The organism is Skermanella stibiiresistens SB22 (assembly GCF_000576635.1).
Lineage (GTDB): Bacteria > Pseudomonadota > Alphaproteobacteria > Azospirillales > Azospirillaceae > Skermanella > Skermanella stibiiresistens.
The window spans coordinates 113,699-140,172 of the sequence record NZ_AVFL01000013.1; the positions used below are offsets into that span (position 1 = coordinate 113,699).

Below are 26,474 nucleotides of genomic sequence, written 5' to 3' on the forward strand. Positions count from 1 at the left end.
TGACATTTCTCGTGAGGAGACGACCCATGCCCGCCATTCATGACAAGAGCGCCATCCCCGCACCCGAAGCCCCGTGTCCCTTCGAAGCGACCGAGGGCTACGTCGTGGCGCGCCGCAACCTGCTGTTGGGTCTGTGGGCCGGACGGCGGATGAACCTCTCCGGCGCCGAGCTTGAAGGCTACGCCCGCGCCGTCGTCGTGTCCGACCGGGACGAACCGGGCCACGAGGACGTGCTGCGGAAGCTGCGCGCCGATTTCGCCGCCGCCGGATGCCCCGCGTCCGAGGCCGAGTTGAACAGTCAGTTGGTGGCCTGTCACACGGAGGCGAACCGCCAGTGCGCCGCGACGGACTAAGCCCCGAACAGCGGCTCCCCGAACGGCCGCCCCCATCCGCGTTCGACCCGCTGCCCGTCGTCCCGACGGCCGCGGGAGCACCGCGGCGGGTTGGCGTGGAGGTCGAGTTCATGAGCCTCGATGTCGCCGGGGCCGCCCGGGCCCTGGCGGACGCCCTGGGTGGCGTTCCGGTGGAGGAGGATCCCCACGCCTTCGCCGTGCGCGGCTCCAGGCTGGGCGACATCGCGATCGAACTCGACCTGCGGCATGTCCATCCGCAACGGCATGTCCATGCACTTCCCTTCAGGCTGCGTCCGGCCGGGGCCGCCTGGCTGGGACGTCTGGCCGGTGGTCTCGTGCCGCGCGAACTGATCATGGCCCCGCTGGAGCCGGACCGGCTTAGCGAGGTGGACGAGGCCATCGCCGTGCTGCGTCTGGCGGGCGCCACCGGCGACGGGGCGATCCGGTTCGGCTCGCCGGGGTTCGGTTCGCCGCAATTCGGCTCGCTCGGACTGCACTTCAACATCGACGTGCCCGGACTGGATGTCGAGACCATCCTGGCGCGGCTGCGGGCGTTCCTGCTGCTCGACAAGTGGCTGAGGATGCCCAAGGCCGAGCCTGGGGGCGGGGGCGTGCCGTCGGCTGTGCCGCCGAGGTTTCCCGAGGACTATGTCCGCTTCGTCCTTCAGCCCGGTTACGCGCCCGACATGGACGGGTTCATCGACGATTATCTCGCCGCGAATCCGACTCGCGACCGAGGGCTGGACCTGCTGCCCTTGCTTCTCCACATCGACGCGGATCGGGTGCGCGCCATCCTGCCGCGGGAGAAGATCGCGGCCCGGCCAGTCTTCCATTACCGGGTGCCGCAGGCCCATGTCGGTGTGCCGGGGTGGAGCGTGGCGCCGGATTGGAACCGCTGGGTCGCGGTCGAGCGGCTGGCCGCCGACCCGGATCGGCTCGATGACCTCGGCCGGGCGTGGCTGTTGTTCCGGGGCGCTCCGGTCGATGATCCCCTGGTCGAGGGGATGGTTGGGGGAGCGGCGGATGGTCGGGCGGACGCGCCGATGGATGAGCCGGCCGTCGGGACTTGGCGGGCGGCGGTCAAGCCGATAGGCGCTGCTCCAGCAGGCGCGCCGGCGGCAATCCGACCTTGATCGTCGTGCCCCAGCCGAGCGCGCTTTCGATGATCAGTTCGCCGCCATGGGCTTGGACGAGATGGGCCGCCAGCGGCAGTCCGAGGCCAGTGCCGCTGTGGCGCCGGCTCAACGCGCTTTCGATCTGGCCGAAGGGTTCGAGCGCCTTGGCGATGCCCTCCGGCGACATGCCGATACCCGTGTCGACCACCTGGATCTCGGGTCCACCATCGGCGCGGCGGCCAACCCGCATGCGGACCTCGCCGCCGGGTGCGGTGAACTTGATGGCGTTGGTCACGAGATTGAGGATGATTTGGCGGAGCCGCAACTCATCGGCCCAAACCAGCCGGACCGAGCGGTCGACGAACTGGGTGACGATGTCGATCTCGCCGGTCCGCGCCAGCGGTTCGACCAGATGCCGACAGGCGGCGATGACGCGCGGCAGGTCGACCGCCTCCTCGTGGAGTTCGATCCGCTCGGCCTCCGCCTTGGAGTAATCGAGGATATCGTTGATCAGGGCCAACAGATGCTGGCCACTGCTGTGGATGTCCTCGGCGTAGTCCTGGTACCGGGCGCTGCTGGCGCCGAACATGGCGTCGCGGATGATCTCCGAGAATCCGATGATAGCGTTCAGCGGCGTCCGCAGCTCGTGGCTCATGGAGGCGAGGAACTGGGTCTTGGTCCGGCTGGCCTGTTCGGCCGCGCGCCGCGCGGTCTCGCTCTCCTGGATCAGGTCATCGACCCGGCGCAGCAGCGCGTCGAACTCCCGCGCCAGGGCTCCGATCTCGTCGCCACGGTCGGCCAGCCCCGTCCGGCCCAGGTCCCCCGCCGTGCGGATGGAGAGGATGTGCCGGGTCAAACCCCGCACCGGCGCGATGATCATGCGGTTGAGCATCAGCCATAGGATCACCAGGGCGCAGCCGCAGGCGGCCACCATCAGGAGCATGGCCAAGCTGACGGCGTGTCCCGCCGCCAACGCCGCGTCGCGCGGCATCGCCACGCGGGCGGTCAGGGCGTGGTGGCCATGGATGTCCTGGATGTCGCCGATCACGGTCAGCGTGTCCTCGCGTCTTTCGAACACTGGCGGTCTGACCACTTGGCGCGCGGTATCAAAGGAGTGTTCGGCGGTCGGAAGGTCGAAGCGGAACTCCACATCCAGTTGCAACCGCCGCCGGATGGCCGCCACTGCCGCCTCGTCGATCAGTCGGCCGAACAACAGCGTTCCCAACACGGGCCCTTCGCGGTTGGTTGGTTGGATGGAGCGCGCCGCCAGCATGATTGGTCCGTTGTCGCTCATGACGATCCCGTCGCCGCCGGCTCCTTCGAACCCCGCGCCGTTCCATGACCTCCACGGCAGGATCTCGCGCGTGACGCTCGGCGGTACGCCCACCGTCAGACCATTCTCATCGAGCATGGCGCCATAGATTGGATCGCCGTTCGCCGCCAGGACGAACACGACGTCGACACCCATGTCACGCAGGACGGCGGCGGAGATGTTGCGGGTCGGGAAACCCGCCATCCCGCCAGTGGCGAATGCCGCCATCTCGTCCCATTTCGACCAGTCGTTCGCGTTGCGCCCAATCGCCTCGGTTTCCGCCGCGAGCGCCTGTTCAACCCGGAGAAGGTTCCGCTTGGCTTCCGCCGCCTCGAGGTTCTCGAACCCAGGGGTGACCAGGGACTTGAGCAAGATCCAGGTGATGGCGATCATCAACACCGCGATGAAGGCCATCACCGAGAGAATCCTAGAACGCAACGACATTCACTAACTCCGGGAACCGCAACTTCCAACCATGGTAAGCATGTTGAAAGCCACTCCCTAATATTACCGAGAATGCACGAGAATTCAAATGAATTCAGCCCTACTCTATGTCGGCAATAATAACTAACCGTTAACTGAAATCAAATTCCATGTTTAAGCTAATGTTCTGCCAACCGTTGCTTTTGTATATAGTCGAACTGGGTTTTTAGGCATAGCCGTCACTCCGAAGCGTGATAGGCGCTTTCGATGCCATCGATCAGCGACTTGCCTTCGGCCAGCAGGAATCGGCGGAGTTGGATATGCACCGGCAGCAGCGGCATGTTGCGCCGCGACGCCACGAACCACGAGCGCATCAGCGGCGATCCCTCGACCGGCAGAACGGTCACCAAGCCCATGCGCAGTTCCAGCACGATGGTGTGGCGGGAGATCAGGGCGACGCCCATGCCCGCCATCACGGCCTGCTTGATCGTCTCGTTGCTGCTGGAGGTCAGGGCGATGTGCGGCGTGAAGCTGGCGCCACGGAAGAAATTCTCCATCAGCGCGCGGGTGCCGGAACCCTCCTCGCGCACGATGAAACGTTCCTCCGCCAAGGCGTTCAGCGGAACCTTGGCCTGGCCCGCCAGCGGATGTCCGGGCGGCGCCACGATCACCGAGGGATGGGGGGCGAACGGATCGGCCGTCACCTCGGCGTCCTCCGGCGGCTTGCCCATGACCGCGATATCGACATCGCCCGACAGCAGCGCCGCGATGATGTCGCGCCGGTTGCCCTCCCGCAGGTGGATGGTGATGCGGGGATATTCCGTCTGAAAGCGCGCCAGCATGCGGGGCATGATGTATTTGGCGGTGCTGACCAAGCCGATGCGGGCGTGGCCGCCGCTCAGTCCCTTCAACTCCCGCATCCGCTCGTCCGCGTCGGTCAGCGCCTTCAGCACGACCGAGGCGTATTCCAGCAGGGACGCCCCGGCCTCGGTCAGCACGACGCGGCGGCCGACCCGCTCGAACAGGGCGAAGCCGGCCAGCCCCTCGATCTGCTTGATCTGGAACGACACCGCCGCCGGTGTCAGCCCCAGCCGCTCGGCGACGCGGGCGAAGGACAGGGTGTGGGCGGCCTCCACGAAGACCTGGAGCTGCCGGATCGTCGAATGCCGCAGTGTCATGGATGGCTCGCCATCGACAAGGGATCCCTTGGGTAAACCGTCAGAACATTTGAATTTTACTTAACCTCATCCGCTGGTACCGTCAAGGCCAAGTCAAACGTGGCGCCCGGAACGATCCGGAAAAGAACGCGGTCAGCAAACACGCTGGAGGAAACAAACCATGCAAGACGTGGCGGTTCGCTCGGTAACGGAAGTCGCCAGCGATGGCGTGATCACCGACAAGAAGCTTCGCTACAAATCCGGCGTCCTCAAATACAAGCAGATGGGCTATTGGGACCCGGACTACGAAGTCAAGGAAACCGATATCCTGGCCGCGTTCCGTATCACGCCGCAGGATGGCGTCGATCCCGAGGAAGCGGCCGCCGCCGTCGCCGGCGAGTCGTCGACCGCGACCTGGACCGTGGTCTGGACCGACCGGCTGACCGACTGTGACGGCTACCGCGCCAAGGCCTACCGGGTCGATCCGATCCCCGGGGCGCCCGACCAGTTCATGGCCTACATCGCCTATGACCTCGACCTGTTCGAGGAGGGCTCGATCGCCAACCTGACCGCCTCGATCATCGGCAATGTTTTCGGCTTCAAGCCGCTCAAGGGCCTGCGCTTGGAGGATATGCGGATCCCGACCGCCTACCTCAAGACCTTCCAAGGGCCGGCCACCGGCATCATCGTCGAACGCGAGCGGCTGAACAATTACGGCCGTCCCCTGCTGGGCGCCACCATGAAGCCCAAGCTTGGATTGTCCGGCCGCAACTATGGCCGCGTCGTCTACGAGGCGCTGAAGGGCGGGTTGGACTTCACCAAGGACGACGAGAACATCAATTCGCAGCCCTTCATGCACTGGCGCGACCGCTTCCTCTATTGCATGGAGGGCGTCAACAAGGCGACCGCCGAGACCGGCGAGATCAAGGGGACCTATCTCAACGTCACCGCCGCGACCATGGAGGACATGTACGAGCGGGCGGAGTTCGCCAAGGAGCTGGGCAGCGTCATCATCATGATCGACCTCGTGATCGGCTACACCGCCATCCAGTCGATGGCGAAGTGGGCGCGCAAGAACGACATGATCCTTCACCTGCACCGCGCCGGGCACTCCACCTACACGCGGCAGAAGTCGCACGGCGTCTCGTTCCGGGTGATCGCCAAGTGGATGCGGATGGCGGGCGTCGACCATATCCACGCCGGCACGGTCGTCGGCAAGCTGGAGGGTGATCCCAACGTCATCCGCGGCATCTACGACACCTGCCGCGAGACTTATGTTCCCAAGCGGCTGGAACACGGTGTGCTGTTCGATCAGCCCTGGGCCAGCCTGAAGAAGCTGATGCCGGTGGCGTCGGGCGGCATCCACGCCGGCCAGATGCACCAGCTCCTGACCTATCTCGGCGACGACGTGGTGCTTCAGTTCGGCGGCGGAACGATCGGCCACCCGCAGGGCATCCAGGCCGGGGCCGTCGCCAACCGTGTGGCGCTGGAAACCATGGTCAAGGCGCGCAACGAGGGGATGGACATCTGGAACGAGGGTCCGGAGATCCTGGCCAAGGCCGCCAAGTGGTGCGGGCCGCTGCGCGCGGCGCTGGACACCTGGAAGGATGTCACGTTCGACTACGCCTCGACAGACAGCGTCGACTACGTCCCGACCCCGACCCCGGCATTCTGAGCTTCGGCTCACCCGAGACGCCTCTCCCTCGTTCCCCTCCTCGTGTTCCCCCCGGGAGGCGGACGGTCCCCGGTTGTTCCTCCCTTGTCCTCCAGGCACCGTCGGGACGAGGGGGAGGCCCCTTCATCAAGAAAAAAGAAGGAAACATCCCATGCGCCTGACCCAGGGTCAGTTCTCGTTCCTTCCCGACCTGACGGACGACGAGATCAAGCAACAGATCACCTACGCGCTCAACCAGGGCTGGGCCGTCGCGGTCGAATCGACCGACGATCCGCACCCCCGCAACATCTATTGGGACATGTGGGGCACGCCGATGTTCGACATCGCCGACGCCGCCGGCGTGATGATGGAGATCAACGCCTGCCGCAAGGCCAACAAGGGCAAATATATCAAGGTGCTGGCCTTCGATAGCCAGAAGGGTTTCGAGAGTGTGCGCATGTCCTTCATCATCGACCGCCCAGCCGAGGAGAAGGGCTTCGAGTTGATCCGGTCCGAGGGCCCCGGCCGCAAGGTGGATTACACGATCCGCAGCTACGCGACCGAGAAGCCCGCCGGCGCGCGGTACTGAGGGCGGAGTGGAGCAATGATGGCCAACGGCCCATTCCGGATCGCCCCCAGCATCCTGTCGGCTGACTTCGCCCGGCTCGGCGAGGAGGTCGAGAACGTCATCGCGGCTGGCGCCGACATCGTGCATTTCGACGTGATGGACAACCACTACGTCCCCAACCTGACGATCGGCCCGCTGGTCTGCGAGGCGATCCGGCCGCGCACCAAGGCGCCGATCGACGTCCACCTGATGGTCAAGCCGGTGGACGCCCTGGTGCCGATGTTCGCGAAGGCAGGGGCCGACATCATCTCGTTCCACCCCGAGGCGTCGGAGCATGTCGACCGCACCCTGGCGCTGATCCGCGAGAACGGCTGCAAGGCCGGGCTGGCCTTCAATCCGGCGACGCCGCTGCACCACCTGGACCATGTGATGGACAGGATCGACCTGATCCTGGTGATGTCGGTCAATCCAGGCTTCGGCGGCCAAGGCTTCATCCCCGAGGCCCTGGTCAAGATCGCCCAAATCCGCCGCCGGATCGATTGCCACGCGGCCAATGGTGGCCAGCCGATCTGGCTGGAGGTCGATGGCGGCGTCAAGCCATCCAACATCGGGCTGATCGCCGAGGCGGGCGCCGACACCTTCGTGGCCGGCTCCGCGATCTTCGGGGCGAGGGGGGCCGATCGTTCCTATCACGAGGTTCTGGCGGATTTCCGGAACGCGCTGGAGCCGGCGGCCCGGAGGGCGGCATGACGGCCGCCCCGGATATCGCCCAGGAGGCCAGCCCGGAAACCAGAACGACGGTCGATCTCGACGCGCTCTACGCCGCGTCGAACATCGGCGAGATCCTGGACCAGCTGGACCGCGAATTGGTCGGCCTGGTCCCGGTCAAGAGCCGCATCCGCGAGATCGCGGCGCTGCTCTTGATCGACCAGGCCCGGCGCCAGCTTGGCCTCGCCACCGACCCGCCGTCCCTGCACATGAGCTTCACCGGCAATCCCGGCACCGGCAAGACGACGGTGGCGCGGCGGATGGCGGGCATCCTGCACCGGCTGGGCTATATCCGCCGCGACCACGTGGTGTCGGTCACCCGCGACGATCTGGTCGGTCAGTATATCGGCCACACCGCGCCCAAGACCAAGGAGGCGTTGAAGAAGGCGATGGGCGGCGTGCTGTTCATCGACGAGGCCTACTACCTGTACCGCCCGGAGAACGAGCGCGACTATGGCCAGGAGGCGATCGAGATCCTGCTCCAGGTGATGGAGGACCACCGCGCCGACCTGGTGGTGATCCTGGCCGGCTACAAGGACCGCCTGGAGACGTTCTTCTCCAGCAATCCCGGCATGGGGTCGCGCATCGCCCATCACGTCGATTTCCCCGATTTCCGCTCGGACGAGCTGCTGGACATCGCCGGGACCATGGTCGCCGCGTGGCACTACCGGCTGTCGGACGGCGCCACTGCGGCGATGCGGGATTACATCGAGCGCCGGATGGATCAGCCGCGCTTCGCCAACGCCCGCTCGATCCGCAACGCGCTGGACCGCGCCCGACTGCGCCAAGCCAACCGGCTGTTCGCCAAGGGCGGCATCCTGGACGCCGACGCGCTTCAAACCATCGAGGAGGCCGACATCCGCGCAAGCCGCGTCTTCGCCCAATAGCCCGCTTTCCGGCGAAACAAGCTTCCCAATGAAAAACATGGCGTCAAAAGTGAAAACGAACAAACAATAACAACAACGTTCCCCTGGGGAGAAGATCGATGCCGCATCGCAGCATGACGTTCGCGAAGTTCATCATCGAGGACCAGCGCCGCCGCGGCGGTGCCGACACCGAGCTGACCGCGCTGCTGAACGATGTCCAGACCGCCTGCAAGCTGATCGCCGTCACGGTGTCGCGCGGGCCGCTCCACGTCCATCAAGCCGTCACCGGCACCAATGTCCACGACGAGGAGCAGAAGCCGCTCGACCTGACCGCCAACGAGATCATGCTGGATACCTGCTCCTGGGGCGGCCAGGTCCGCGGCATGGCTTCCGAGGAGATGGAAGAGCCCTACGTGGTGCCGGCGCCGCACCGCCGGGGGCGCCACCTGCTGCTGTTCGATCCGCTCGACGGCTCGTCCAACATCGACGTCAACGTGACGGTCGGCACCATCTTCTCGATCCTCAGGGCGCCCGAGGGCGTTGACGAACCCCCTGGGGAGCCGACCGAGGAGGACTTCCTGCGGCCGGGCACCGAGCAGGTCGCGGCCGGCTTCGCTCTCTACGGCCCGACCACCATGATCGTGGTGACGCTGGGTGCCGGGGTCCATGGCTTCACGCTCGACCGCGAGATCGGCAACTTCAACCTGACCCACCCCGACATGAGGGTGCCGGAGGAGACCCGCGAGTTCGCCATCAACATGTCGAACTCGCGCTTCTGGGAGCCTCCCGTCCAGCGCTATGTCGAGGAATGCGTCCAGGGCGGCTCTGGCCCACGCGGCAAGGACTTCAACATGCGCTGGATCGCCTCGCTGGTGGCCGAGGTCTACCGCATCCTGATCCGGGGTGGGCTGTTCATGTACCCCTGGGACACCCGCGACACCTCGAAACCGGGACGCCTGCGGCTGCTGTACGAGGCCAATCCCATGGCGATGATCCTGGAGCAGGCGGGTGGGGCGGCGTCGACCGGCCGCCAGCGCATCCTGGAGATAGCACCGGTGGCGCTGCACCAGCGCGTGCCGCTGATCCTGGGATCGAAGGCCGAGGTCGAGCGCGTCGTCCACTACCACCAGACCCATGACCGGGGCGAGGACGCGGTGTTCGACTCCCCCCTGTTCAACAAACGCTCGCTGTTCCGGGCGCCGGCCGGCGCTGTCGGGGGAGTCTGACGCCATGTCCGCCAAGCATCCGATCATCGCCATCACCGGATCGTCCGGCGCCGGCACCACCACGGTCCGCCACACCTTCCAGCAGATCTTCCGGCGCGAGCAGATCTCCGCCGCCGTGATCGAGGGCGACGCCTATCACCGCTACGACCGCATGGAGATGCGCCAGCGCTTGGCCGAGGCGCAGCGCCAGGGAGTGGCGAGTTTCAGCCATTTCGGGCCGGACGCCAACCTGTTCGAGGAGATCGAGACCCTGTTCCAGCGCTATGGCGAGACCGGAACCGGCACCACCCGCAAATACCTGCACAGCCCGGAGGAGGCGGCGCCCTATGGCCAGGAGCCGGGCACCTTCACGCCGTGGGAGCCCCTGCCCGAACCGACCGACATCCTGTTCTATGAAGGGCTGCACGGCGCGGTCAAGACCGAGACGGTGGACGCCGCCCGCCACGCCGACCTGCTGATCGGCGTCGTGCCGATCATCAACCTGGAATGGATCCAGAAGCTGCACCGGGACAAGATCTCGCGCGGCCACAGCCAGGAGGCGATCGTCGACACCATCCTCCGGCGGATGCCCGACTACGTCAACTTCATCTGCCCGCAGTTCTCGCTGACCGACATCAACTTCCAGCGGGTGCCGACGGTGGACACCTCCAACCCGTTCATCGCCCGCGACATCCCCAGCGCCGACGAGAGCATGCTGGTGATCCGCTTCCGCAACCCGCGCGGCATCGACTTTCCGTACCTGCTGTCGATGCTGAAGGACAGCTTCATGTCCCGGCCCAACACGATCTGCTGCCCCGGCGGCAAGATGGCGCTCGCCATGCAGCTCATCATCACGCCGCTGATCTGGCAGCTGATGGACCGCAAGAAGAAGGCGCATTGAGGGGGAGATGACAGCGATGACCGAGACACTGACCGCCGAGGCCCAGGCCACCACCACTCCGGACCGCCGGACCCTCGCCAACGCGCTGCGCATGCTGGCGGTCGACGCGGTCGAGAAGGCCAAGTCCGGCCACCCCGGCATGCCGATGGGCATGGCCGACATCGCCGAGGCCTTGTGGAACCGCCACCTGCGGCACAACCCCGCCGACCCGCGCTGGCCCGACCGCGACCGCTTCGTGCTGTCCAACGGCCACGGCTCCATGCTGCTGTATGGGCTGCTGCACCTGACCGGCTACGATCTGCCGATCGAGGAGCTGCGCAACTTCCGCCAGCTCCATTCCAAGACGCCCGGCCATCCGGAATGGGGCGTCACCCCCGGCGTCGAGACCACCACCGGTCCGTTGGGGCAGGGCATCTGCAACGCGGTCGGCATGGCGCTGGCCGAACGCCTGCTGGCCGACGAGTTCAACCGGCCGGGCCACGTCCTCGTCGACCACCGCACCTTCGTCTTCGTCGGCGACGGCTGCCTGATGGAGGGCATCTCCCACGAGGCCTGTTCGCTGGCCGGGACGCTGGGGTTGGAGAAGCTGGTCGTCTTCTACGACGACAACGGCATCTCGATTGACGGCCACGTCCAGGGCTGGTTCACCGACGACACCCCGGCGCGGTTCGAGGCCTATGGCTGGCGGGTGATCCGCGATGTCGACGGCCACGACGCGGCGGCGCTGGACGCGGCCATGGCCGACGCGCTGAGCCCCACTGGCAAGCCCGTGCTGGTCTGCTGCAAGACGGTGATCGGCTGGGGGTCGCCCAAGAAGGCTGGCACCCATGACGTCCACGGCGCGCCCCTGGGGGGTGACGAGACGCAGGCCACCCGCGCGGCGCTCGACTGGCCCCACGCCGCCTTCGAGATCCCGGCGGAAATCCACGACGCCTGGGACGCCCGCGCACGCGGCGCCGCTCTCCAGCGGGACTGGCAAGCCCGGTTCGACGCCTACGCCACCGAGCATCCCGACCTCGCCGCCGAGTTCACCCGGCGGATCGCCGGCCGGCTGCCCGACGATTTCGCCGAGCGGGCCGCCGCCTTCGTCACCGCCACGGCGCTGGCCAACACCACGGCGGCGACCCGCAAGTCGTCGCAGCAGGCCATCGCCGCGCTGGCACCCCTGCTACCGGAACTGCTGGGCGGTTCCGCCGACCTGACCGGCTCGAACCTGACCAACTGGCCGGCGTGCCGAACGGTCGCCGGAACCGGCGGCGGCAACTACATCCATTATGGCGTGCGCGAGTTCGGCATGACCGCCATCATCAACGGCATCGCGCTGCACGGCGGCCACATCCCGTTCGGCGGCACCTTCCTGGTGTTCTCCGACTATTCCAGGAACGCGCTGCGGCTGTCGGCGCTGATGGGCATCCGGGCGATCCAGGTCTTCACCCATGACAGCATCGGGTTGGGCGAGGACGGCCCGACGCACCAGCCGATCGAGCACGCCGCCAGCCTGCGCCTGATCCCCAACATGGATGTCTGGCGTCCCTGCGACGCGCTGGAGACCGCCGTGGCGTGGCGGGCCGCCGTGGAGCGCCAGGACGGCCCGACCAGCCTGCTGCTGTCGCGCCAGAACCTGCCGCCGCAGCCGGGCGGCGCGCCTCGGGGCAAGGCGGCGGCGCGTGGTGGCTACATCCTCGCCGAACCGGACGAGGGCTCACCGGAACTGGTGCTGATCGCGACCGGGTCCGAGGTGCCGCTGGCGATGGCCGCGCGCGATCTGCTGACCGCCGAGGGCGTCGCGGTGCGCGTGGTGTCGATGCCCTCGACCACGGTGTTCGACCGCCAGGACAAGGCGTACCGCAAGGCGGTGCTCGGGACCGACGCGCCGCGGCTGGCGATCGAGGCCGGCCGCACCGATGGCTGGTGGAAGTATGTCGGGTTGGATGGCGGCGTGATCGGCATCGACTGTTTCGGCGAGTCCGCCCCCGCCGACGCGCTGTTCCCCTTCTTCGGCCTGACGCCCGACCGCGTCGCCGAGGCCGCCCGCGCGCTGATCTGAGAAAAAACCAAGAAAATCACGAGGAGGAAACCATGGCTCTCGTTTCCCTGCGCCAGCTGCTCGACCACGCCGCCGAGCATGACTATGGCCTGCCGGCCTTCAACATCAACAACATGGAGCAGATCCGCGCGATCATGCTGGCGGCCGACGCCTGCGACAGCCCGGTGATCCTCCAAGCCTCGGCCGGGGCCCGCAAATACACCGGCGAGGCCTTCCTGCGCCACATGGTCGAGGCGGCGGTCGAGACGTGGCCGCACATCCCGGTGGTCCTGCACCAGGACCACGGCGCCAGCCCGGCGGTGTGCCAGCGCTCGATCCGCTCCGGCTTCACCAGTGTCATGATGGACGGCTCACTGGGCGAGGACATGAAGACGCCGGCCTCGTTCGAGTACAACGTCCGCGTCACCCGACAGGTGGTTGAGATGGCCCACCCCGTCGGCGTCTCGGTCGAGGGCGAGCTGGGCTGCCTGGGCTCGCTGGAAACGGGGCAGGCGGGCGAGGAGGACGGCTCCGGCGCCGAGGGCACGCTGGACCATGACCAGCTTCTGACCGACCCCGATCAGGCGGCGGACTTCGTCGCGGCGACCGGCGTGGACGCGCTGGCCATCGCGATCGGCACCAGCCACGGCGCCTACAAGTTCTCGCGCCGCCCGACCGGCGACATCCTGGCGATCGACCGCATCCGCCAGATCCACGCCCGCCTGCCCAACACCCATCTGGTGATGCACGGCTCGTCGTCGGTGCCGCAGGAATGGCTCGACATCATCCGCGAGCACGGCGGCGAGATCAAGGAGACCTACGGGGTCCCGGTCGAGGAGATCCAGAAGGGCATCCGCTATGGCGTGCGCAAGATCAACATCGACACCGACATTCGCCTCGCCATGACCGGCGCCGTCCGCCGCCTGCTGTCGCAAAAGCCCGACGAGTTCGACCCGCGCAAGTTCTTCGCCGCCGCTCTGACCGCCGCCAGCGACCTCTGCCGCGATCGCTTCGTGGCCTTCGGCAGCGCCGGCCAGGCCGCCCGCATCCGGCCCATGCCGATGGACCGCGTCGCCGAGGGCTACGCCGTGGCGGCATGAGGCGGTTGGTTCCGAGCCGCCTCGACTGGCCGCCGACCTCCCGCCATGACGCCGCACGGGAGCCGGTTCGCCCTTCGAATTACCCTTTACGAGTCTAAACTTATGACGTTAAGTATAATCCATTCGGCCTAGTATGCGGCCCAACTGATGGAGTGAGCGGGTCATGGTGGTGTTCGGATCGTTGACGATCGAGACCTTCCGGAGCGAAGTCGGCAATGTATTCACGGTGGATACCGTGCCCGAGCCGGTCAAGATCAAGCTGCTGCGCCTGAAGGAGGGCGTGGCGACGCTCAAGGACTTCCGCGTGCCCTTCTCGCTCATCTTCGGCACGCCCCGTGACACGTTGCTGGTCGAAGGCGTCTATGACATGAAGAGCGAGAGCGGGCGCGAGTTCCGGCAGATCATGATGGCGCCGATCCAAAGCACCGGCCCCCTGCAGGAATACCAAGTCATCCACAACTGACGGGCAAGGTCACGCGGGGCCGGACTGGCGGGCGCCATTGTGGGGTGGCCGCCACTCCAGGCCGATCATCACCGATCCGAACTCGGACGGCAGTTCGGTTATGCCCAGTCTGGCATAGAGCCGGCGCACCGGATTGAGCGGGGCCACCGAGGCGCGCGCGATCTTGCCAGTGCGGATCGCCTCCGCGAAGATCACGTCCTTGATGATGGTCTTGCCGCCGCCGACCCCAAGTCTGCCGGGCAGCATGGCGAGGTCGTGGACCAGGATCTGGTCCGGTTCCAGCGAGAAGATCAGGCGGCCGACCGGCACGCCGTCGAATTCGGCGATCCACTGTTCCAAGAACGGATAGCTGTGCCGCCAGTTGTAGAGCTGCGAGATGTGCTGCCGTTCCAGCAGGAAATCCTTCTGGGCTTGGGGCAGCGGCATGGCATCGAAATCCAGCGCCTTGGACGCCTTGAAGATTTGGAACAACAGCGCCCCGTCGTCCGGCCGCTCCGGGCGCAGGGTCAATCCGGGCTTTGTCGTCAGGATGCGGTCGCCGTCGCGGATCATGGAAAAAACCTATTGAAGCGGTACATCGAACGGATGACGTCATATCACATAAGGTCTATGATCCAGCATCATTGCATTTCCGGAAAGATCCCCGCCGTGACTGAAACGACAGCCGTTCCCGACATCTTCACCCTTGAGAATTGGACGCCTTGGATCGGCAAGGAGTTCTCCGTCCCGCACCCCAACGTGGCCGCCGACTTCAAGCTGCGCTTGACCCAGGCCTATGATCCCAGCAAGGGCGCGTCGCATCCCAAGTTCCGCAAGCCGCTGACGCTGCTGTTCCGCGGTCCCAGCGATCCGATCCTGGTGGAAGGCTTCTACGAGATCGAGGCGGATGGGATGGGTGTCGTCGGCATGCACATCACCCCGACGCTGACGCCGGACCGCGAGGAGAACGGCATGGCCTATCACGTCGCCTTCAACTGAGCGGTGTCCGGACCGCCGCCCAACCCACGAGTGTAGGGCGGCGGTCCGGATGCGTCGGATCACGGACGGGTCGGGTAGATGCCGTTGGTCGCCATGACGTAGTACATGGTGAGGTAGGGCTCACGGATGCTGAACGGCGTGGCGCCGGTGCCGTTGTTGGGGCCGACGGTCAGGCCGGTGAGCGACACGGTGCCGGTGCCGATGCTCGTGGCGGTGCCACCGCCGGCCGGGGCGGCCGGGGAGTACATCTTGACAGGCTGAGCATTTCCATCGACATCAAGATAGTTGCCGGTCGCCAGTACCCGGTTGCTGCCCGGTCCCGGATCGGTCGCCGCCGCGGTCGTCCCGTTGATGGTCACGGTGCCCGTGCCTCCGCCGGTCAGAGGATGGACGTGCGGCGCCAGCGGAACATTGGCGGTGCTCAGCGTCGCGCTGACGGCGCCACCCTTGGCACCGGCGACGTACTGGCTCACGGACCCGTTGAGGTTCAGGATGCCCTGGCCGACGATGGTCCGGCCCTGAAGGTCGGGCAGATTGAAGTTTTGGCCGTTGGAACCGCCGAAGGTGGTGCCAAGCAGCGAATACAGCGCGCTGTACTGATTGACCGGAAGATTCTGGCCTTGGCAGGTCTGCCAGTCCTGGGGAGCGAACTGGAAGGCGACCGGCATCACTGTACCCATATACGGATCGGACATTTTTTCACTCTTTCTTCCTGGTGGTTTGGCGAACCGTGTGGCGGCCAATCGGCGCGGGATGTCCACCTCTCCTTCCCACGTCGACCGTCGCGCCTGGACTGGCGCCGGAAGCGACTCGGGCGCCTCATGGGCTCCGAGCCGCTCACCCCTGCGCCCGCCAAGCACGATCCCGTATGTCGCGAACTCGGTTCGTTCATACGAAAGGCTTAGTACCAAAATCATGCGTACTCGAAAACTCGCCGCGATTGAATCGCTGAAACTATCATTAACAAGAATCGATACCGCACTATGCGCGTGATCCGGATTTCACCCTGGTTCGAGCTCAATCATGGGTATGCGGGTATGCCAACGGCAGGGCAACCGGGCGCGTGGCTGGCCGCGCCGGGCGGGTTTGTGGATTCTCGGGCGCGAATCGGGACGGCTTACGATATGAACATTCCATCGGATATCTTTTTCGATAGTATTAACCATACCTATAAGATATATGGCTTTAGATAGGGGTGTCGACTTGGGTTGGACGTGAACCATGAATGCGAGGATGGGTGTCATGATGATCTGCGAGGTGGTGGAGATCGATTATTTTCAAAAACAGATTGGCAACATCTTCATGGCGCAGATTGGGATGGAGCAGGTCGAGTTGAGGCTGATCCGCATCAAGGAGGAGGTTCGCGGCCCCCGGAGCACCCGCACACCCTTCACCCTGACCTTCGCCAATCCCCGTGATGACGAACGGCTGGAGCGGGGCCGCTACGATCTGGTCAGCGAGGAAGGCCGAAAATTCCAGGAGGTCAACTTGGCGCCTCAGGCGGTCAGAGGCCAAATCCAGACCTACGTCGCCTTCTTCCGGTGACCAGGCGGCCCGGATCGCCAAACGATAGGGGCCCAAGGCGAATGGCACGAAATGTCTCCGCTTGAGGTCAAGTGAAGCGAAGCGGCGTCCGACCGATCGCGACTTCAACGTCGGGCGCCGCTTCGCCACATCCGATGCCAACGGCATTCGATCATGATCAGTGGTCCACCTTTGTCGGAGACGCGGCGATGGCTGATGGCCCTATCCACATTCCCGCCACAGTCGCGGCCGGCAACCGCTTCGCCCGCTCGCGCGGCCTGCGGCGTGGCGCCATCGTTGTGCGCGCGCAGGCGATATGTTACGCCATCGTATGTGCGAAAGGGGTAATCGATGGGCGCTCATTTGCGTAGCGATGTGGTGGTCAGCACGTTGGTGACCATCACGACGAAAATCGACATGATGGACACTCGACTGACCCAAGGCCAAGTCCGCCTTGAGCAGGGGCAGGCCCGCCTTGAGCAGGGATTGGCCCGCCTTGAGCAGGACCAAGCGGTGCTCAAGACCGACGTGGCCGAGCTCAAGACCGACGTGGCCGAGCTCAAGACCGACGTGGCCGAGCTCAAGACCGGCATGGCGGTTGTCGTGGATAATGTCGGTTTGTTGAATTGCAAAATGAACAAGCTTCTTGCCCATATGGGAGTCGCGGAATGAACACGGCATCGTTGAACAGTAAAGGTGTCTGTTCCGGCCAGCCTCGTGGCCAACGTGGCAAGGTTTGATACATGTGTAGCTGTTAAGCATTCGTCCGGCGCCTCCATAGCTTCCAACTAGAGTTTTTCACAGGCATCACGGCGATAGCGGCATCTTCCCCCTCATCGTCATACCCAGACTTGATCCGGGTATCTGTCTTCGGGAGATTGAGTGGTGGAATATAGACGCTTGGTTGAATTCACCACACCGGTTTCAGCCGACAGATGCCCTGATCAAGTCCGGGCATGACGAAAGGGGGAGCGGGTGAGACCCGCAGAGCATTTGCGACACCTAAGTTAGCGCTTATGGGGCTTGATCCGGGAATTCATCGGCTGAAGCCACAATGGTGAGTTCAACCTGACTTCCGAGCTTCATCCGCCAAATTTCCTGTGAGGAGATGCCTGGATTTGTCGCATCGCGTTTTCCGCCGCGTTCGGCCAAATATGCGCCATGTCCGGAGGCTGGGTCTACATCATGACCAATCGACCAGATGGCACGCTGTACATCGGCGTCACGGCCGATCTGGCGCGCCGCGCGTTTCAGCACCGGGAGCCCGTGGGAGAGGGGTTCACGAAAAGATATGGTTTGAGAATGCTGATATGGGCCGAGTGGCACGACAGCATTCTACTCGCGATACAACGTGAGAAGACAATCAATCATTGGCGGCGCTCTTGGAAGGTGGCGTTGATCGTCAAAAATAATCCGACTTGGGCGAACTTGTACGGATCTCTGAATATTTGATCGCGGACATACACTTGCCTTTTCATCATACCCGGACATGATCCCATAAACGCTGACTTAGGATGACTGTGGCCTGACCCAGGGCATCAATCCCCCATATCGTCATACCCGGACTTGATCCGGGTATCTGCATTCGGGAAATTCAGCGATGCGAATATGCTTAAGGTTGATAATGCTATGTTGACTTCGGCTGAAAGCTACCCGGATCAAGTCCGGACATGATGGAAAGGGGAGTGTGGATCCTTAAGGTAGCGCTTGTGGTAGCAAATCTGGTGATGACGGAGAGGAAGGCGGGAGACCCTAGGTTAGCGCTTGTGGGATCAAGCCCGATCGCAACGGGAAACCCCGGCCACACCGAAGCTGGCGCCTCCGTTGAGGCCAACCTTGACGAAGCCACAGCCGATAAACCGAGGCCGAAAAACCGGAGATATCTCATAACCCCCTAGGGTATCGCTTGCCGAAAAATCGCTTCGGCGGAAATTTTCCGCACTTTCGATAAGTGAAATATCCAGTGATCCGCGACGTACGACGATCACGGCAGCTGAAGTTGCCAACAATCTTGAGTCGATGCCTAATTCGTTGTTCCCGACAAGCTTATTGATGTCTCCATACGCCATGGCATGACTTCATGGCGGTAGTAACAAGAAATTTTACGGGTAAAAATTTCTTTAATTTCTTGTAGAAGCTGATCTCCAATTAATGCAGTCGCCCTTCTAGAGAGTGTCTGTACACGTACACCCCGAATGAGGTACAATCTACGGCAGGTGACTAACTTATTCGTATAGTCACAACGGGATAATGCGCGTGTCGGAGGATATCATGGGTGTGATGGGTCTTGGTCGGCGGGACAAGCGTGGCGGCCTGACTGGCATGCGCGATCATCTGCACATGTCCACTTCCGTCATCGCGCTGGAACCGCGTTTCATGTTCGACGCGGCGGGAGTCGCGACGGTTGTCGATGTGGTGGTGCACGACCCGACTGCCGTCGTTCAATTGGACACCGCCGATCACGCTATTGACCAGAAGCTTCTAGACGCCGCGGCACAAGCAACCAAGTCGGATGTGCCAGCCACATCGACAATCCAGCCTACGGCCTCGGATAAAATCGCTGCGGGAACTGAGTTGGGGGCGCCGGAAGCCGCATCGACGCGCGTCGAAATCACCTTCATCGACACGAGCGTGACCGATTGGAAGGTCCTGCGCGACAATTTGCGAAGCGACATGGAAGTCGTGCAAATCGATTCCACCAAAGACGGCGTCACGCAGATGGCCGACTACCTTCAGGGTCGTGCTGGCGTCGATGCCATCCACATCATCAGTCATGGTCAGGAAGCAAGGCTGCTGTTTGGCACCACCTCGTTGGAACGGGACTCGATAACTGGCAAATACGCTAACGCGCTCTCTACCATTGGCTCGGCGCTCTCCAGCGACGGCGACATTCTCCTCTACGGCTGCGACATCGGCCGCGATGCCGCTGGCACGGAGTTCCTGAAAGCTCTTGCCCAGGCGACAGGAGCGGATGTTGCCGCATCCATCGACGATACCGGTGCCGCCACGGAGGGGGGAAACTGGGAGCTTGAGCGTGCCAATGGAATTATCGAAACACAAGTTGCCATCACCGATCTGGGGATATCGGCCTATACCGGAAAGATGGCGACGTTGGTGGCAGGTGACATCGCCATACTTCAAGTTTCAACCACAAACAATTTTTTCGTGTTCGCTCCCCTTGTCGGTATTGATGCCAATACATCGGTTATTTTTACAGATCGCGCCTGGAATGGGTCGGCATTTACCAGTCCAACCAGTTTCGCTGCTACTTCAAGCGCCGAGTTCGACATGACTTGGACTCCAACAGCCAATGTCACCGCTGGGACCATTTTTAAAGTCATGATTGGACCCGTAGGCCAAAACAATGTTGCGCCATCGATCACGTTGACCAGATTAACGGACTCGACAGATCTTAGTAGCCAAGTGACTTCTCAAGGTGTAAGTAATGCAACTGGTGCTCTAAACGTTTTTAGATCGCCGACTTCTGACGGATCGAACACTCATGGTGACAATTTATTCATTCTCACAGGAAGTCTTGCTAGTCCGACCTTCCTCTTTGGTATGCATTTTTCTGAACAGAGTTCGGCGAACATATCGTCCAGTGGAGCCGACACCGGATGGTTCACTAATTCAGCATCATCGACACTCTCGAATGCGTCCAAGCTGCCGAGCCAGCTAACCGGTAATACTGATGCTTTATCCTTTAATTATCAGAGTAACGCGGTTACTAGATCAAAGGATAATTTTGCTTATACAGGAACAATGACGGCTACCGATCGCAGCGGTTGGCTTAGCCGCTTTGTTTCCATATCGAATTACACGCAGCAAGACACCACAGATCCATCCCTCGCGTCATTCGCCAGCAGCATGCTGGCCTTCACTGGCGGCGCCCCCACCGTCACCCTTTCCGTCGACAACGCAAGCATCGCCGAGGCCGCCGGCACCTCCACTGTCACCGCGACGCTCAGCGCGGTGGCCGCATCCGATACCACGGTGACGCTGACCGCGACCGGCACCGGGACCGGCGGCGGCACCGACTACACCCTATCCTCCACCACCATCACCATCACCGCCGGCAACACCACCGGAACCGCCACCGTCACGGCGGCCCAGGACACGCTGGACGAGACGAACGAAACCGTCATCCTCGACATCACCAATGTCACCGGCGGCGGCGGCGCCACCGAAAGCGGCACCCAGCAGTCCACGGTGACGATCACCGACGACGACGCGGCCCCGGCCGTCTCGATCGCCAACTCCAGCCTGACCGAAGGCAACAGCGGCACCAGCAACATGACCTTCACGGTCACGCTGAGCGCCGCGTCGGGCCAAGCGGTGTCGGTCAATTACGCCACGTCCGACAATAGCAGCGCCTCCGCCGGCGTCGATTATGTCGCCACCAGCGGCACCGTGACCTTCACCGCCGGCGAGACGAGCAAGACCTTCACCGTGACCATCGCGGGCGACGCGACGGTCGAATCGGACGAGACCTTCACCGTCACCCTATCCAGCCCGTCGAACGCCACGCTGGGCACGTCCACCGCCGCCGGCACGATCACCAACGACGATGCCGCCGGCCCGACCATCACCAGCGCGACGTACAACGCCACCACCGGTGAGCTGGTGGTGACCGCCACCGGCCTGACCAACGGCAACGCCGTCGACGAGACCAAGCTGACGCTGACCGGCGAGGGCGGCTCGACCTATACCCTGACCGAAACCGGCGCGATCACCGCCAGCAGCGCCACCGGCTTCACCATCACCCTGAACGGCACCGACAAGGCGGCGGTCAACCAGATCCTGAACAAGGCCGGCACCAGCTCGACCAGCGCCACCACCTACAATCTGGCGGGTGCCGCGGACTGGTACGGCCTTAACAACGCCGACACCACCGGCAACGCCGTGACCGTCAGCAATGTGCCGGTACCGGAGATCACGTCGGCCACCTACGACGCCTCCACCGGCGTACTGGCCGTTACCGGCACCGGGTTCCTCAAGCTGTCCGGCGCCACCAACGATATCGACATTTCCAAGCTGACGCTGACCGGCCAGGGCGGCGGCACCTATACGCTGACCTCGTCCAGCGTCGAGATCGGCAGCGGCACATCCTTCTCGGTGACGTTGAGCGCGGCGGACAAGCGGGCCGTCAACGCGCTGCTGAACAAGACCGGCACATCGGCGGTCGGCGGCACCACCTACAACCTCGCGGCGGCGGAGAACTGGGCGGCGGGCGCCGCTTCAGGTGTCACCGACGTCGATGCCACCGGCAACGGCGTGACCGTCAGCAACGTGTCGGCCCCGACCATCACGTCGGCCACCTACAATGCCACGACCGGCGTGCTGGCGGTGACCGGCACCGGGCTGGTGGCGGCGTCGGGTGCCACCAACGATATCACGGCCAACACCCTGACGCTGACCGGCGAGGGCGGGGCGACCCATACCCTGACCACGACGGCGAATGTCGAGATCACGGACGCCACGTCCTTCTCGATCACACTGGACGCGACCGACAAGGCGGCGGTCAACCAGATCCTCAACAAGGCGGGCACCACCTCCACCGGCGGCACGACGTTCAACCTCGCGGCGGCGGACGACTGGAACACGGTGATCACCAACGCCAGCATCGCCGACGCGACCAGCGCGGTGACCGTCAGCAACGTGCCGGTGCCTGCGATCACCTCGGCCACCTACAACGCCTCGACCGGCACCCTGACGGTGACCGGCACGGGCTTCACCAAGCTCAGCGGCGCCACCAACGACATCGACGTCAGCAAGCTCAGCCTGACCGGCGAGGGCAACAACAGCTACACGCTGACCACGTCGAGCGTGGAGATCGCCAGCGGCACATCGTTCTCGGTGACGCTGAGCGCCGCCGACAAGCTGGCGGTCAACGGCCTGCTCAACTACAACGGCACCGTCTCGGTCACCACCACCCCCTACAACCTCGCCGCGGCGGAGGACTGGGCGGCGGGCGCCGACGCGGCGGTCACCGTGGCCGATCTCACCGGCAACGGCGTGACGGTCAGCGGCGTCGCGGACCCGGCCATCACCTCGGCCGCCTATGACGTCTCGACCGGCGTGCTGACGCTGACCGGCACCGGCTTCGTGGCCTGGCCGGGCGCCACCAACGACGTCACGGTGTCCAAGCTGATCCTGCGGGGCGAGGGCGCGGTCACCCGCACTCTGACCTCGTCGAACGTCGAGGTGAACAGCGCCACCAGCATCTCGGTGACTCTCAACGCCGCCGACCAGGCGGCGGTGGCGCTGTTGCTCAACAAGAACGGCACCAGCTCGACCGGCAACACGACCTACAACCTCGCCGCAGGGTCTGAATGGAATACGGTGATCAACGACAGCGCCAGTGACAGCACCACCCCCGTGACGGTCAGCAACGTGCCGGTTCCGGCGATCACGTCCGCGACCTACGATGCCACCTCCGGCGTGCTGGTGGTGACCGGCACCGGCTTCACGAAGCGGAGCGGCGCCACCAACGACATCGACGTTTCCAAGCTGGCGCTGAGCGGCGAGGGCGGCGACAGCCGGACCCTGACCACGTCGAGCGTCGAGGTGACCAGCGCCACCAGCTTCACGGTGACGCTGAACGCCGCCGACCTGGCTGCGGTGGCGCTGTTCCTGAACAAGGCCGGCACCAGCTCGACCGGCGGCGCCACCTACAACCTCGCGGCGGCGGAGGATTGGGCGGCCGGCGCCGACGCGGCGGTCACCATCGCCGATCTCACCGGCAACGGCGTGACCGTCAGCAACGTGGCGGTTCCGGCGATCACGTCGGCCACCTATGACGTCTCGACCGGCATCCTGACGGTAACCGGCACCGGCTTCCTGAAGCTGAACGGCGCCACCAACGACATCGACGTCACCAAGCTCACGCTGAAAGGCGAAGACAATGCGACCCGCACGCTGACCTCGACCAATGTCGAGATCACCAGCGGCACCAGCTTCGCGGTCACGCTGAACGCCAACGATCAGGCGGCCGTCGCCTTGTTCCTCAACAAGGCCGGCACCAGCTCGACCAGCGCCACCACCTATAATCTGGCGGCGGCGGAGGATTGGACGGCGGGCGCGGATGCGTCGGTCACCGACGTCGACGCGACCAGCCCGGTGACCGTCAGCAACGTGGCCGTTCCCACGATCACGTCCGCCACCTACAACGTGACATCCGGCGTTCTGGTGGTGACCGGAACCGGCTTCCTGTCGAAGTCGGGCGCCACCAACGATATCGACATCACCAAGCTGAGCATCCTGGGCGACGTCGGCAGCTATACGCTTACGACCGCCAGCACCCCGGACGTGGAGATCACCAGCGCCACCAGCTTCACGGTCACGCTGGGTGCGGCCGACAAGACGGCGGTGGCGTTGCGGCTGACCAAGGACGGCCTCGTCTCCACCGGCAGCGTCACCTACAACCTTGCGGCGGCGGAGGACTGGGCGCGCGGGGCCGACGGGACGGTTACCATCGCCGACTTGACCAGCAACGCCATCACGGCGTCGGGCAACAACACCACGCCGACGATCGATCTCAACGGCGGAACCGCCGGCACGGGCAACACCGTCACGCTGGCCGGCGCCGCCAGCGGCCTTGCCGTCACGGGCGCGGCCACGGTTGCCGATACCGAAATCGGGGCTGGGGCATGGACCGGCGGCGGCCTGACGGTCCAGCGGGTCACGTCGGGCGGTGTCGCGGACGGCAGCGTCAACGACGTGTTCAGCTTCCTCAGCGGCGTCACCGCCACCGGTTCCATCGCCAAGTCGTCGAACTCCAACGGCACCTTGTCCGAGAGCAGCACGCAGTTCGCGACCTGGAGCTATACCAGCGCCACCGGCCTGCTCTCGATCACGTTCGATGGCAACGCCACCACCGCGCGGGTGCAGACGCTGGTCCGCAATATCGCCTATGCCAACGCCACCCCTTATGGCGATACCACGATCCGCTTCTCTTTGAGCGACGGCACTACCAGCGGGACCGCCGACGTGGCGGTGTCCAGTTCTACCATCTATGTCGACCAGACCACCGACGATAGCGACGGCGACGCCGCCGACGGCTTCTCGCTGCGCGAGGCGCTGGCGCGAAGCGTGGCGCAGGCGACCGTGGACACCATCAAGCTGGACAGCCTCACGTCAGGCACCACCGTAACCCTGACCGGCAGCGCCGCGACGCTGGGGGCGGGCGACAAGATCCAGCTGTCGACGAGCGCCGCGACGGTGACGATCGCGGGCAGCGGCGGCGGCGGGCTGGCGCTGGCCGGCACCGGCACGCTGGATATCAGCCCCGTCAGCGCGTCGCTCATCATCTCCGCCAACATCTCGGGCGCCAGCGGCAACATCATCAAAATGAGTGGCGGTGCGCTCACGTTCTCGGGCACCAACACCTACGGCGGTTACACCGAGCTGAGAAACGGCGCGATCACCTTTACCGGCGGAGCGGCCATCCCCGACACCAGCGCCTTGACCATCAACGACAACGGCGGCAACGGCGTCATCACCCTGTCCAACAGCGACGAGACCGTCGGTTCGCTGACCGGCACCGGCGGCGTCGCCACCAACGGCTACACGTTGACGGCCGGCGGCGACAACACCAGCACGACATTCTCAGGCGTGATCTCCGGCGCGGGCGGGCTGACCAAGACCGGCACCGGCGTGTTGACGCTGACGGGGGTCAACACCTATACCGGCACCACCACCGTCTCGGCCGGCGGAGGCACCGGCGGGCTGACGCTGAACAACTCCAGCGGCACGGCGCTGGCCGATACCAGCGCGGTCTCGCTCGCCGGCATCCTGACGCTGTCGTCAGCGGCCGAGACGATCGGCGCGCTGTCCGGCGCCGGCACGGTGGCACTGGGGGCCAATGCGCTGACGGTCAGCCAGTCCGGCGACACCACCTTCTCCGGCACGATCGGCGGCACCGGCAGCCTGACCAAGAGCGGCACGGCGACGCTCACCCTCAGCGGCGGCAATTCCTACAGCGGGACGACGACCGTCAGCGCCGGCACCCTGGTCGCGGCGCACGCCAACGCGCTGGGCACGACCGCCGGTGGGACCTCGGTCTCCAGCGGCGCGGCGCTCGGGCTGCAAGGCGGCATCACGATCGCTGAAGCCATCACCGGTCTGGCCGGCACCGGCGTTTCCAGCGGCGGCGCGCTGGTCAACGTCGGCGGCGACAACACGCTGAGCGGCACCGTCACGCTGACCGGGGCCGCGACGGTCACCACGGCGACAGGCACCACCTTGACGATCGGCGGCGCCCTGTCGGGCGGGGCGTTCGCGCTGGCCAAGGCTGGCGCCGGCACGCTGGCTCTGACCAACACCGGCAACGAGGCCGGCCTGACCGCCGGCGCCTCGGTGACCGCAGGCACGCTGGCGGTCACCGAGGACGACGCGCTGGTCGGCGGCACGGTGACGCTGAACGGCGGCAAGTTGCAGGTCAAGGGTGCAAGCACCTACGACAACGCCATCGATCTGGCCGGAGCGGGCGAGATCGAAGCCATTCCAGGCGCTGGCGGTGCGCAGGCGACGTTGAGCGGCGTCATCAGCGGGTCGGGCACTCTCACCAAGAGCGGTGGGACCACCGTCATTCTCAGCGGAAACAACACCTACACCGGCGCCACCACGATCACCACGGGCGGCGTGGAGGTCCACCACGCCAACGGACTGGGCTCGACCACCAGCGGCACGACCGTCAGCAGCGGGGCAAGCGTGGCGATCGTCGGCGTCTCCGTCGCCGAGGCCCTGACCATCACCGGCACCGGATTCGGCAGCTTGGGCGCCATTTTCAGCACCGGCACGTCCGCCGTCACCGGCGCGGTCACCCTGTCCGGAAACGCGGTCTTATGACGCAAACACCACCACACCAAATAGGGTCTAACGGGATGACTGATGGGGATGGTTCGCCCGTGGGGCTGGCGGGGTCGGGTTATCTTGGCGAGGACCCGAGAACGAGGGAAGTCTGTCGCGGGTCCGATCCCGACAGATGGCGGCGGCTACGGGGTGGTCTGTCGGGCCGTGGTTGGTTGGGCGCCGACGGGGTCCTGTCCACGTCAGACGCT

22 protein-coding genes and 1 pseudogene are annotated in these 26,474 nt (G+C 64.8%); 17 read left to right on the forward strand and 6 right to left on the reverse strand.

Going from position 1 to position 26,474, the window contains the following annotated elements:
- Nucleotides 1-26: 26 nt before the first annotated feature.
- Nucleotides 27-353, forward strand: coding sequence for a DUF1476 domain-containing protein (locus N825_RS18370; RefSeq protein WP_037455103.1), 327 nt, complete (start codon nt 27-29; stop codon nt 351-353).
- Complete coding sequence (locus N825_RS18375; RefSeq protein WP_084164852.1) at nt 269-1,486, forward strand: amidoligase family protein; 1,218 nt, start codon at nt 269-271, stop codon at nt 1,484-1,486. The genes N825_RS18370 and N825_RS18375 overlap by 85 nt, the downstream gene beginning before the upstream one ends.
- Here the strand turns inward: N825_RS18375 and N825_RS36640 are convergent.
- Nucleotides 1,434-3,224 carry a sensor histidine kinase gene (locus N825_RS36640; protein ID WP_084164853.1) on the reverse strand — a complete coding sequence of 597 codons (1,791 nt, stop codon included), beginning with the start codon at nt 3,222-3,224 and terminating at the stop codon, nt 1,434-1,436. The two genes, N825_RS18375 and N825_RS36640, sit on opposite strands and share 53 nt — an antisense overlap.
- Nucleotides 3,225-3,442: 218 nt before the next feature.
- Nucleotides 3,443-4,381 carry a LysR family transcriptional regulator gene (locus N825_RS18385; protein ID WP_037455106.1) on the reverse strand — a complete coding sequence of 313 codons (939 nt, stop codon included), beginning with the start codon at nt 4,379-4,381 and terminating at the stop codon, nt 3,443-3,445.
- 160 nt (nt 4,382-4,541) lie between these two features.
- Here N825_RS18385 and N825_RS18390 point away from each other — a divergent pair, with 160 nt between their 5' ends.
- The 9 genes from N825_RS18390 (at nt 4,542) to N825_RS18430 (ending at nt 13,911) form a co-directional block, all read left to right on the forward strand.
- A complete protein-coding gene (locus N825_RS18390; protein ID WP_051512546.1) occupies nt 4,542-6,035 on the forward strand; it encodes a form I ribulose bisphosphate carboxylase large subunit in 1,494 nt (497 codons plus the stop codon).
- 151 nt (nt 6,036-6,186) lie between these two features.
- A complete protein-coding gene (locus tag N825_RS18395; RefSeq protein WP_037455112.1) occupies nt 6,187-6,603 on the forward strand; it encodes a ribulose bisphosphate carboxylase small subunit in 417 nt (138 codons plus the stop codon).
- Between the two features lie 15 nt (nt 6,604-6,618).
- A complete protein-coding gene (gene rpe, locus N825_RS18400) occupies nt 6,619-7,332 on the forward strand; it encodes a ribulose-phosphate 3-epimerase (protein ID WP_425423739.1) in 714 nt (237 codons plus the stop codon).
- Nucleotides 7,329-8,237, forward strand: coding sequence for a CbbX protein (cbbX, locus tag N825_RS18405; RefSeq protein WP_051512547.1), 909 nt, complete (start codon nt 7,329-7,331; stop codon nt 8,235-8,237). Before rpe ends, cbbX begins: the two co-directional genes overlap by 4 nt.
- A gap of 98 nt (nt 8,238-8,335) precedes the next feature.
- Complete coding sequence (locus N825_RS18410; protein ID WP_037455115.1) at nt 8,336-9,442, forward strand: class 1 fructose-bisphosphatase; 1,107 nt, start codon at nt 8,336-8,338, stop codon at nt 9,440-9,442.
- A 4-nt stretch (nt 9,443-9,446) separates the two neighbouring features.
- Nucleotides 9,447-10,322: a phosphoribulokinase gene (locus N825_RS18415; RefSeq protein WP_037455117.1), complete on the forward strand. Its 876-nt coding sequence runs from the start codon at nt 9,447-9,449 to the stop codon at nt 10,320-10,322.
- A gap of 7 nt (nt 10,323-10,329) precedes the next feature.
- A complete protein-coding gene (gene tkt, locus N825_RS18420; RefSeq protein ID WP_084164854.1) occupies nt 10,330-12,369 on the forward strand; it encodes a transketolase in 2,040 nt (679 codons plus the stop codon).
- A gap of 32 nt (nt 12,370-12,401) precedes the next feature.
- The gene (fba, locus tag N825_RS18425; RefSeq protein WP_037455119.1) at nt 12,402-13,448 is read left to right on the forward strand and encodes a class II fructose-bisphosphate aldolase; all 1,047 of its coding nucleotides are present in this window, start codon (nt 12,402-12,404) and stop codon (nt 13,446-13,448) included.
- Nucleotides 13,449-13,611: 163 nt separating this feature from the next.
- The gene (locus N825_RS18430) at nt 13,612-13,911 is read left to right on the forward strand and encodes a DUF6916 family protein (protein ID WP_037455122.1); all 300 of its coding nucleotides are present in this window, start codon (nt 13,612-13,614) and stop codon (nt 13,909-13,911) included.
- 9 nt (nt 13,912-13,920) lie between these two features.
- Here N825_RS18430 and N825_RS36645 read toward each other — a convergent pair whose 3' ends face one another.
- On the reverse strand, nt 13,921-14,463 hold the full coding sequence (locus tag N825_RS36645) for a GNAT family N-acetyltransferase (RefSeq protein WP_051512548.1): 543 nt from the start codon (nt 14,461-14,463) through the stop codon (nt 13,921-13,923).
- A gap of 96 nt (nt 14,464-14,559) precedes the next feature.
- On the opposite strand from N825_RS36645, the gene N825_RS18440 reads away from it, so the two are divergent.
- Entirely contained in the window at nt 14,560-14,889 is a 330-nt protein-coding gene (locus tag N825_RS18440; protein ID WP_157619368.1) for a DUF6916 family protein, read from the forward strand.
- 59 nt (nt 14,890-14,948) lie between these two features.
- Here the strand turns inward: N825_RS18440 and N825_RS18445 are convergent, their stop codons facing one another.
- Nucleotides 14,949-15,584, reverse strand: a complete 636-nt coding sequence (locus N825_RS18445) for a phage tail protein (protein WP_198038389.1) — start codon at nt 15,582-15,584, stop codon at nt 14,949-14,951.
- A 547-nt stretch (nt 15,585-16,131) separates the two neighbouring features.
- Between N825_RS18445 and N825_RS18450 the strand changes: the two genes are divergently transcribed.
- Nucleotides 16,132-16,434, forward strand: a complete 303-nt coding sequence (locus tag N825_RS18450; RefSeq protein WP_157619370.1) for a DUF6916 family protein — start codon at nt 16,132-16,134, stop codon at nt 16,432-16,434.
- A 330-nt stretch (nt 16,435-16,764) separates the two neighbouring features.
- Nucleotides 16,765-17,085 (forward strand): hypothetical protein, encoded by a 321-nt coding sequence (locus N825_RS18455; RefSeq protein ID WP_037455133.1) that lies wholly within the window; start codon nt 16,765-16,767, stop codon nt 17,083-17,085.
- A gap of 342 nt (nt 17,086-17,427) precedes the next feature.
- Here N825_RS18455 and N825_RS39800 read toward each other — a convergent pair whose 3' ends face one another.
- Nucleotides 17,428-17,670: a hypothetical protein gene (locus tag N825_RS39800; RefSeq protein ID WP_198038547.1), complete on the reverse strand. Its 243-nt coding sequence runs from the start codon at nt 17,668-17,670 to the stop codon at nt 17,428-17,430.
- Between N825_RS39800 and N825_RS18460 the strand changes: the two genes are divergently transcribed.
- Nucleotides 17,599-17,865: a GIY-YIG nuclease family protein gene (locus N825_RS18460; RefSeq protein ID WP_245613159.1), complete on the forward strand. Its 267-nt coding sequence runs from the start codon at nt 17,599-17,601 to the stop codon at nt 17,863-17,865. The genes N825_RS39800 and N825_RS18460 overlap by 72 nt on opposite strands.
- Before the next feature lie 320 nt (nt 17,866-18,185).
- Here the strand turns inward: N825_RS18460 and N825_RS39000 are convergent, their stop codons facing one another.
- Nucleotides 18,186-18,482, reverse strand: a complete 297-nt coding sequence (locus tag N825_RS39000) for a hypothetical protein (RefSeq protein ID WP_157619372.1) — start codon at nt 18,480-18,482, stop codon at nt 18,186-18,188.
- A 307-nt stretch (nt 18,483-18,789) separates the two neighbouring features.
- Between N825_RS39000 and N825_RS41020 the strand changes: the two are divergent.
- Nucleotides 18,790-19,452: pseudogene (locus N825_RS41020) on the forward strand (DUF4347 domain-containing protein); the annotation flags it as partial.
- Between the two features lie 828 nt (nt 19,453-20,280).
- The gene (locus N825_RS36650; protein ID WP_051512549.1) at nt 20,281-26,262 is read left to right on the forward strand and encodes a Calx-beta domain-containing protein; all 5,982 of its coding nucleotides are present in this window, start codon (nt 20,281-20,283) and stop codon (nt 26,260-26,262) included.
- Nucleotides 26,263-26,474 lie beyond the last annotated feature (212 nt).

What these genes read in the sequence shown, in the direction of transcription:
- fba (WP_037455119.1), top strand. Translation starts at nt 12,402, where the DNA reads ATGGCTCTCGTTTCCCTGCGCCAGCTGCTCGACCACGCCGCCGAGCAT.
- cbbX (WP_051512547.1), top strand. Translation starts at nt 7,329, where the DNA reads ATGACGGCCGCCCCGGATATCGCCCAGGAGGCCAGCCCGGAAACCAGA.
- N825_RS18390 (WP_051512546.1), top strand. Translation starts at nt 4,542, where the DNA reads ATGCAAGACGTGGCGGTTCGCTCGGTAACGGAAGTCGCCAGCGATGGC.
- N825_RS18430 (WP_037455122.1), top strand. Translation starts at nt 13,612, where the DNA reads ATGGTGGTGTTCGGATCGTTGACGATCGAGACCTTCCGGAGCGAAGTC.
- N825_RS36640 (WP_084164853.1), bottom strand. Translation starts at nt 3,224, where the DNA reads ATGTCGTTGCGTTCTAGGATTCTCTCGGTGATGGCCTTCATCGCGGTG.
- N825_RS18460 (WP_245613159.1), top strand. Translation starts at nt 17,599, where the DNA reads ATGACCAATCGACCAGATGGCACGCTGTACATCGGCGTCACGGCCGAT.
- N825_RS18450 (WP_157619370.1), top strand. Translation starts at nt 16,132, where the DNA reads ATGATGATCTGCGAGGTGGTGGAGATCGATTATTTTCAAAAACAGATT.
- N825_RS18415 (WP_037455117.1), top strand. Translation starts at nt 9,447, where the DNA reads ATGTCCGCCAAGCATCCGATCATCGCCATCACCGGATCGTCCGGCGCC.
- N825_RS18395 (WP_037455112.1), top strand. Translation starts at nt 6,187, where the DNA reads ATGCGCCTGACCCAGGGTCAGTTCTCGTTCCTTCCCGACCTGACGGAC.
- N825_RS18455 (WP_037455133.1), top strand. Translation starts at nt 16,765, where the DNA reads ATGGGCGCTCATTTGCGTAGCGATGTGGTGGTCAGCACGTTGGTGACC.
- tkt (WP_084164854.1), top strand. Translation starts at nt 10,330, where the DNA reads ATGACAGCGATGACCGAGACACTGACCGCCGAGGCCCAGGCCACCACC.
- N825_RS36650 (WP_051512549.1), top strand. Translation starts at nt 20,281, where the DNA reads ATGCTGGCCTTCACTGGCGGCGCCCCCACCGTCACCCTTTCCGTCGAC.
- N825_RS18375 (WP_084164852.1), top strand. Translation starts at nt 269, where the DNA reads ATGCCCCGCGTCCGAGGCCGAGTTGAACAGTCAGTTGGTGGCCTGTCA.
- N825_RS18370 (WP_037455103.1), top strand. Translation starts at nt 27, where the DNA reads ATGCCCGCCATTCATGACAAGAGCGCCATCCCCGCACCCGAAGCCCCG.
- N825_RS36645 (WP_051512548.1), bottom strand. Translation starts at nt 14,463, where the DNA reads ATGATCCGCGACGGCGACCGCATCCTGACGACAAAGCCCGGATTGACC.
- N825_RS18445 (WP_198038389.1), bottom strand. Translation starts at nt 15,584, where the DNA reads ATGTCCGATCCGTATATGGGTACAGTGATGCCGGTCGCCTTCCAGTTC.
- N825_RS18385 (WP_037455106.1), bottom strand. Translation starts at nt 4,381, where the DNA reads ATGACACTGCGGCATTCGACGATCCGGCAGCTCCAGGTCTTCGTGGAG.
- N825_RS18410 (WP_037455115.1), top strand. Translation starts at nt 8,336, where the DNA reads ATGCCGCATCGCAGCATGACGTTCGCGAAGTTCATCATCGAGGACCAG.
- N825_RS39000 (WP_157619372.1), bottom strand. Translation starts at nt 18,482, where the DNA reads ATGGCGTATGGAGACATCAATAAGCTTGTCGGGAACAACGAATTAGGC.
- rpe (WP_425423739.1), top strand. Translation starts at nt 6,619, where the DNA reads ATGATGGCCAACGGCCCATTCCGGATCGCCCCCAGCATCCTGTCGGCT.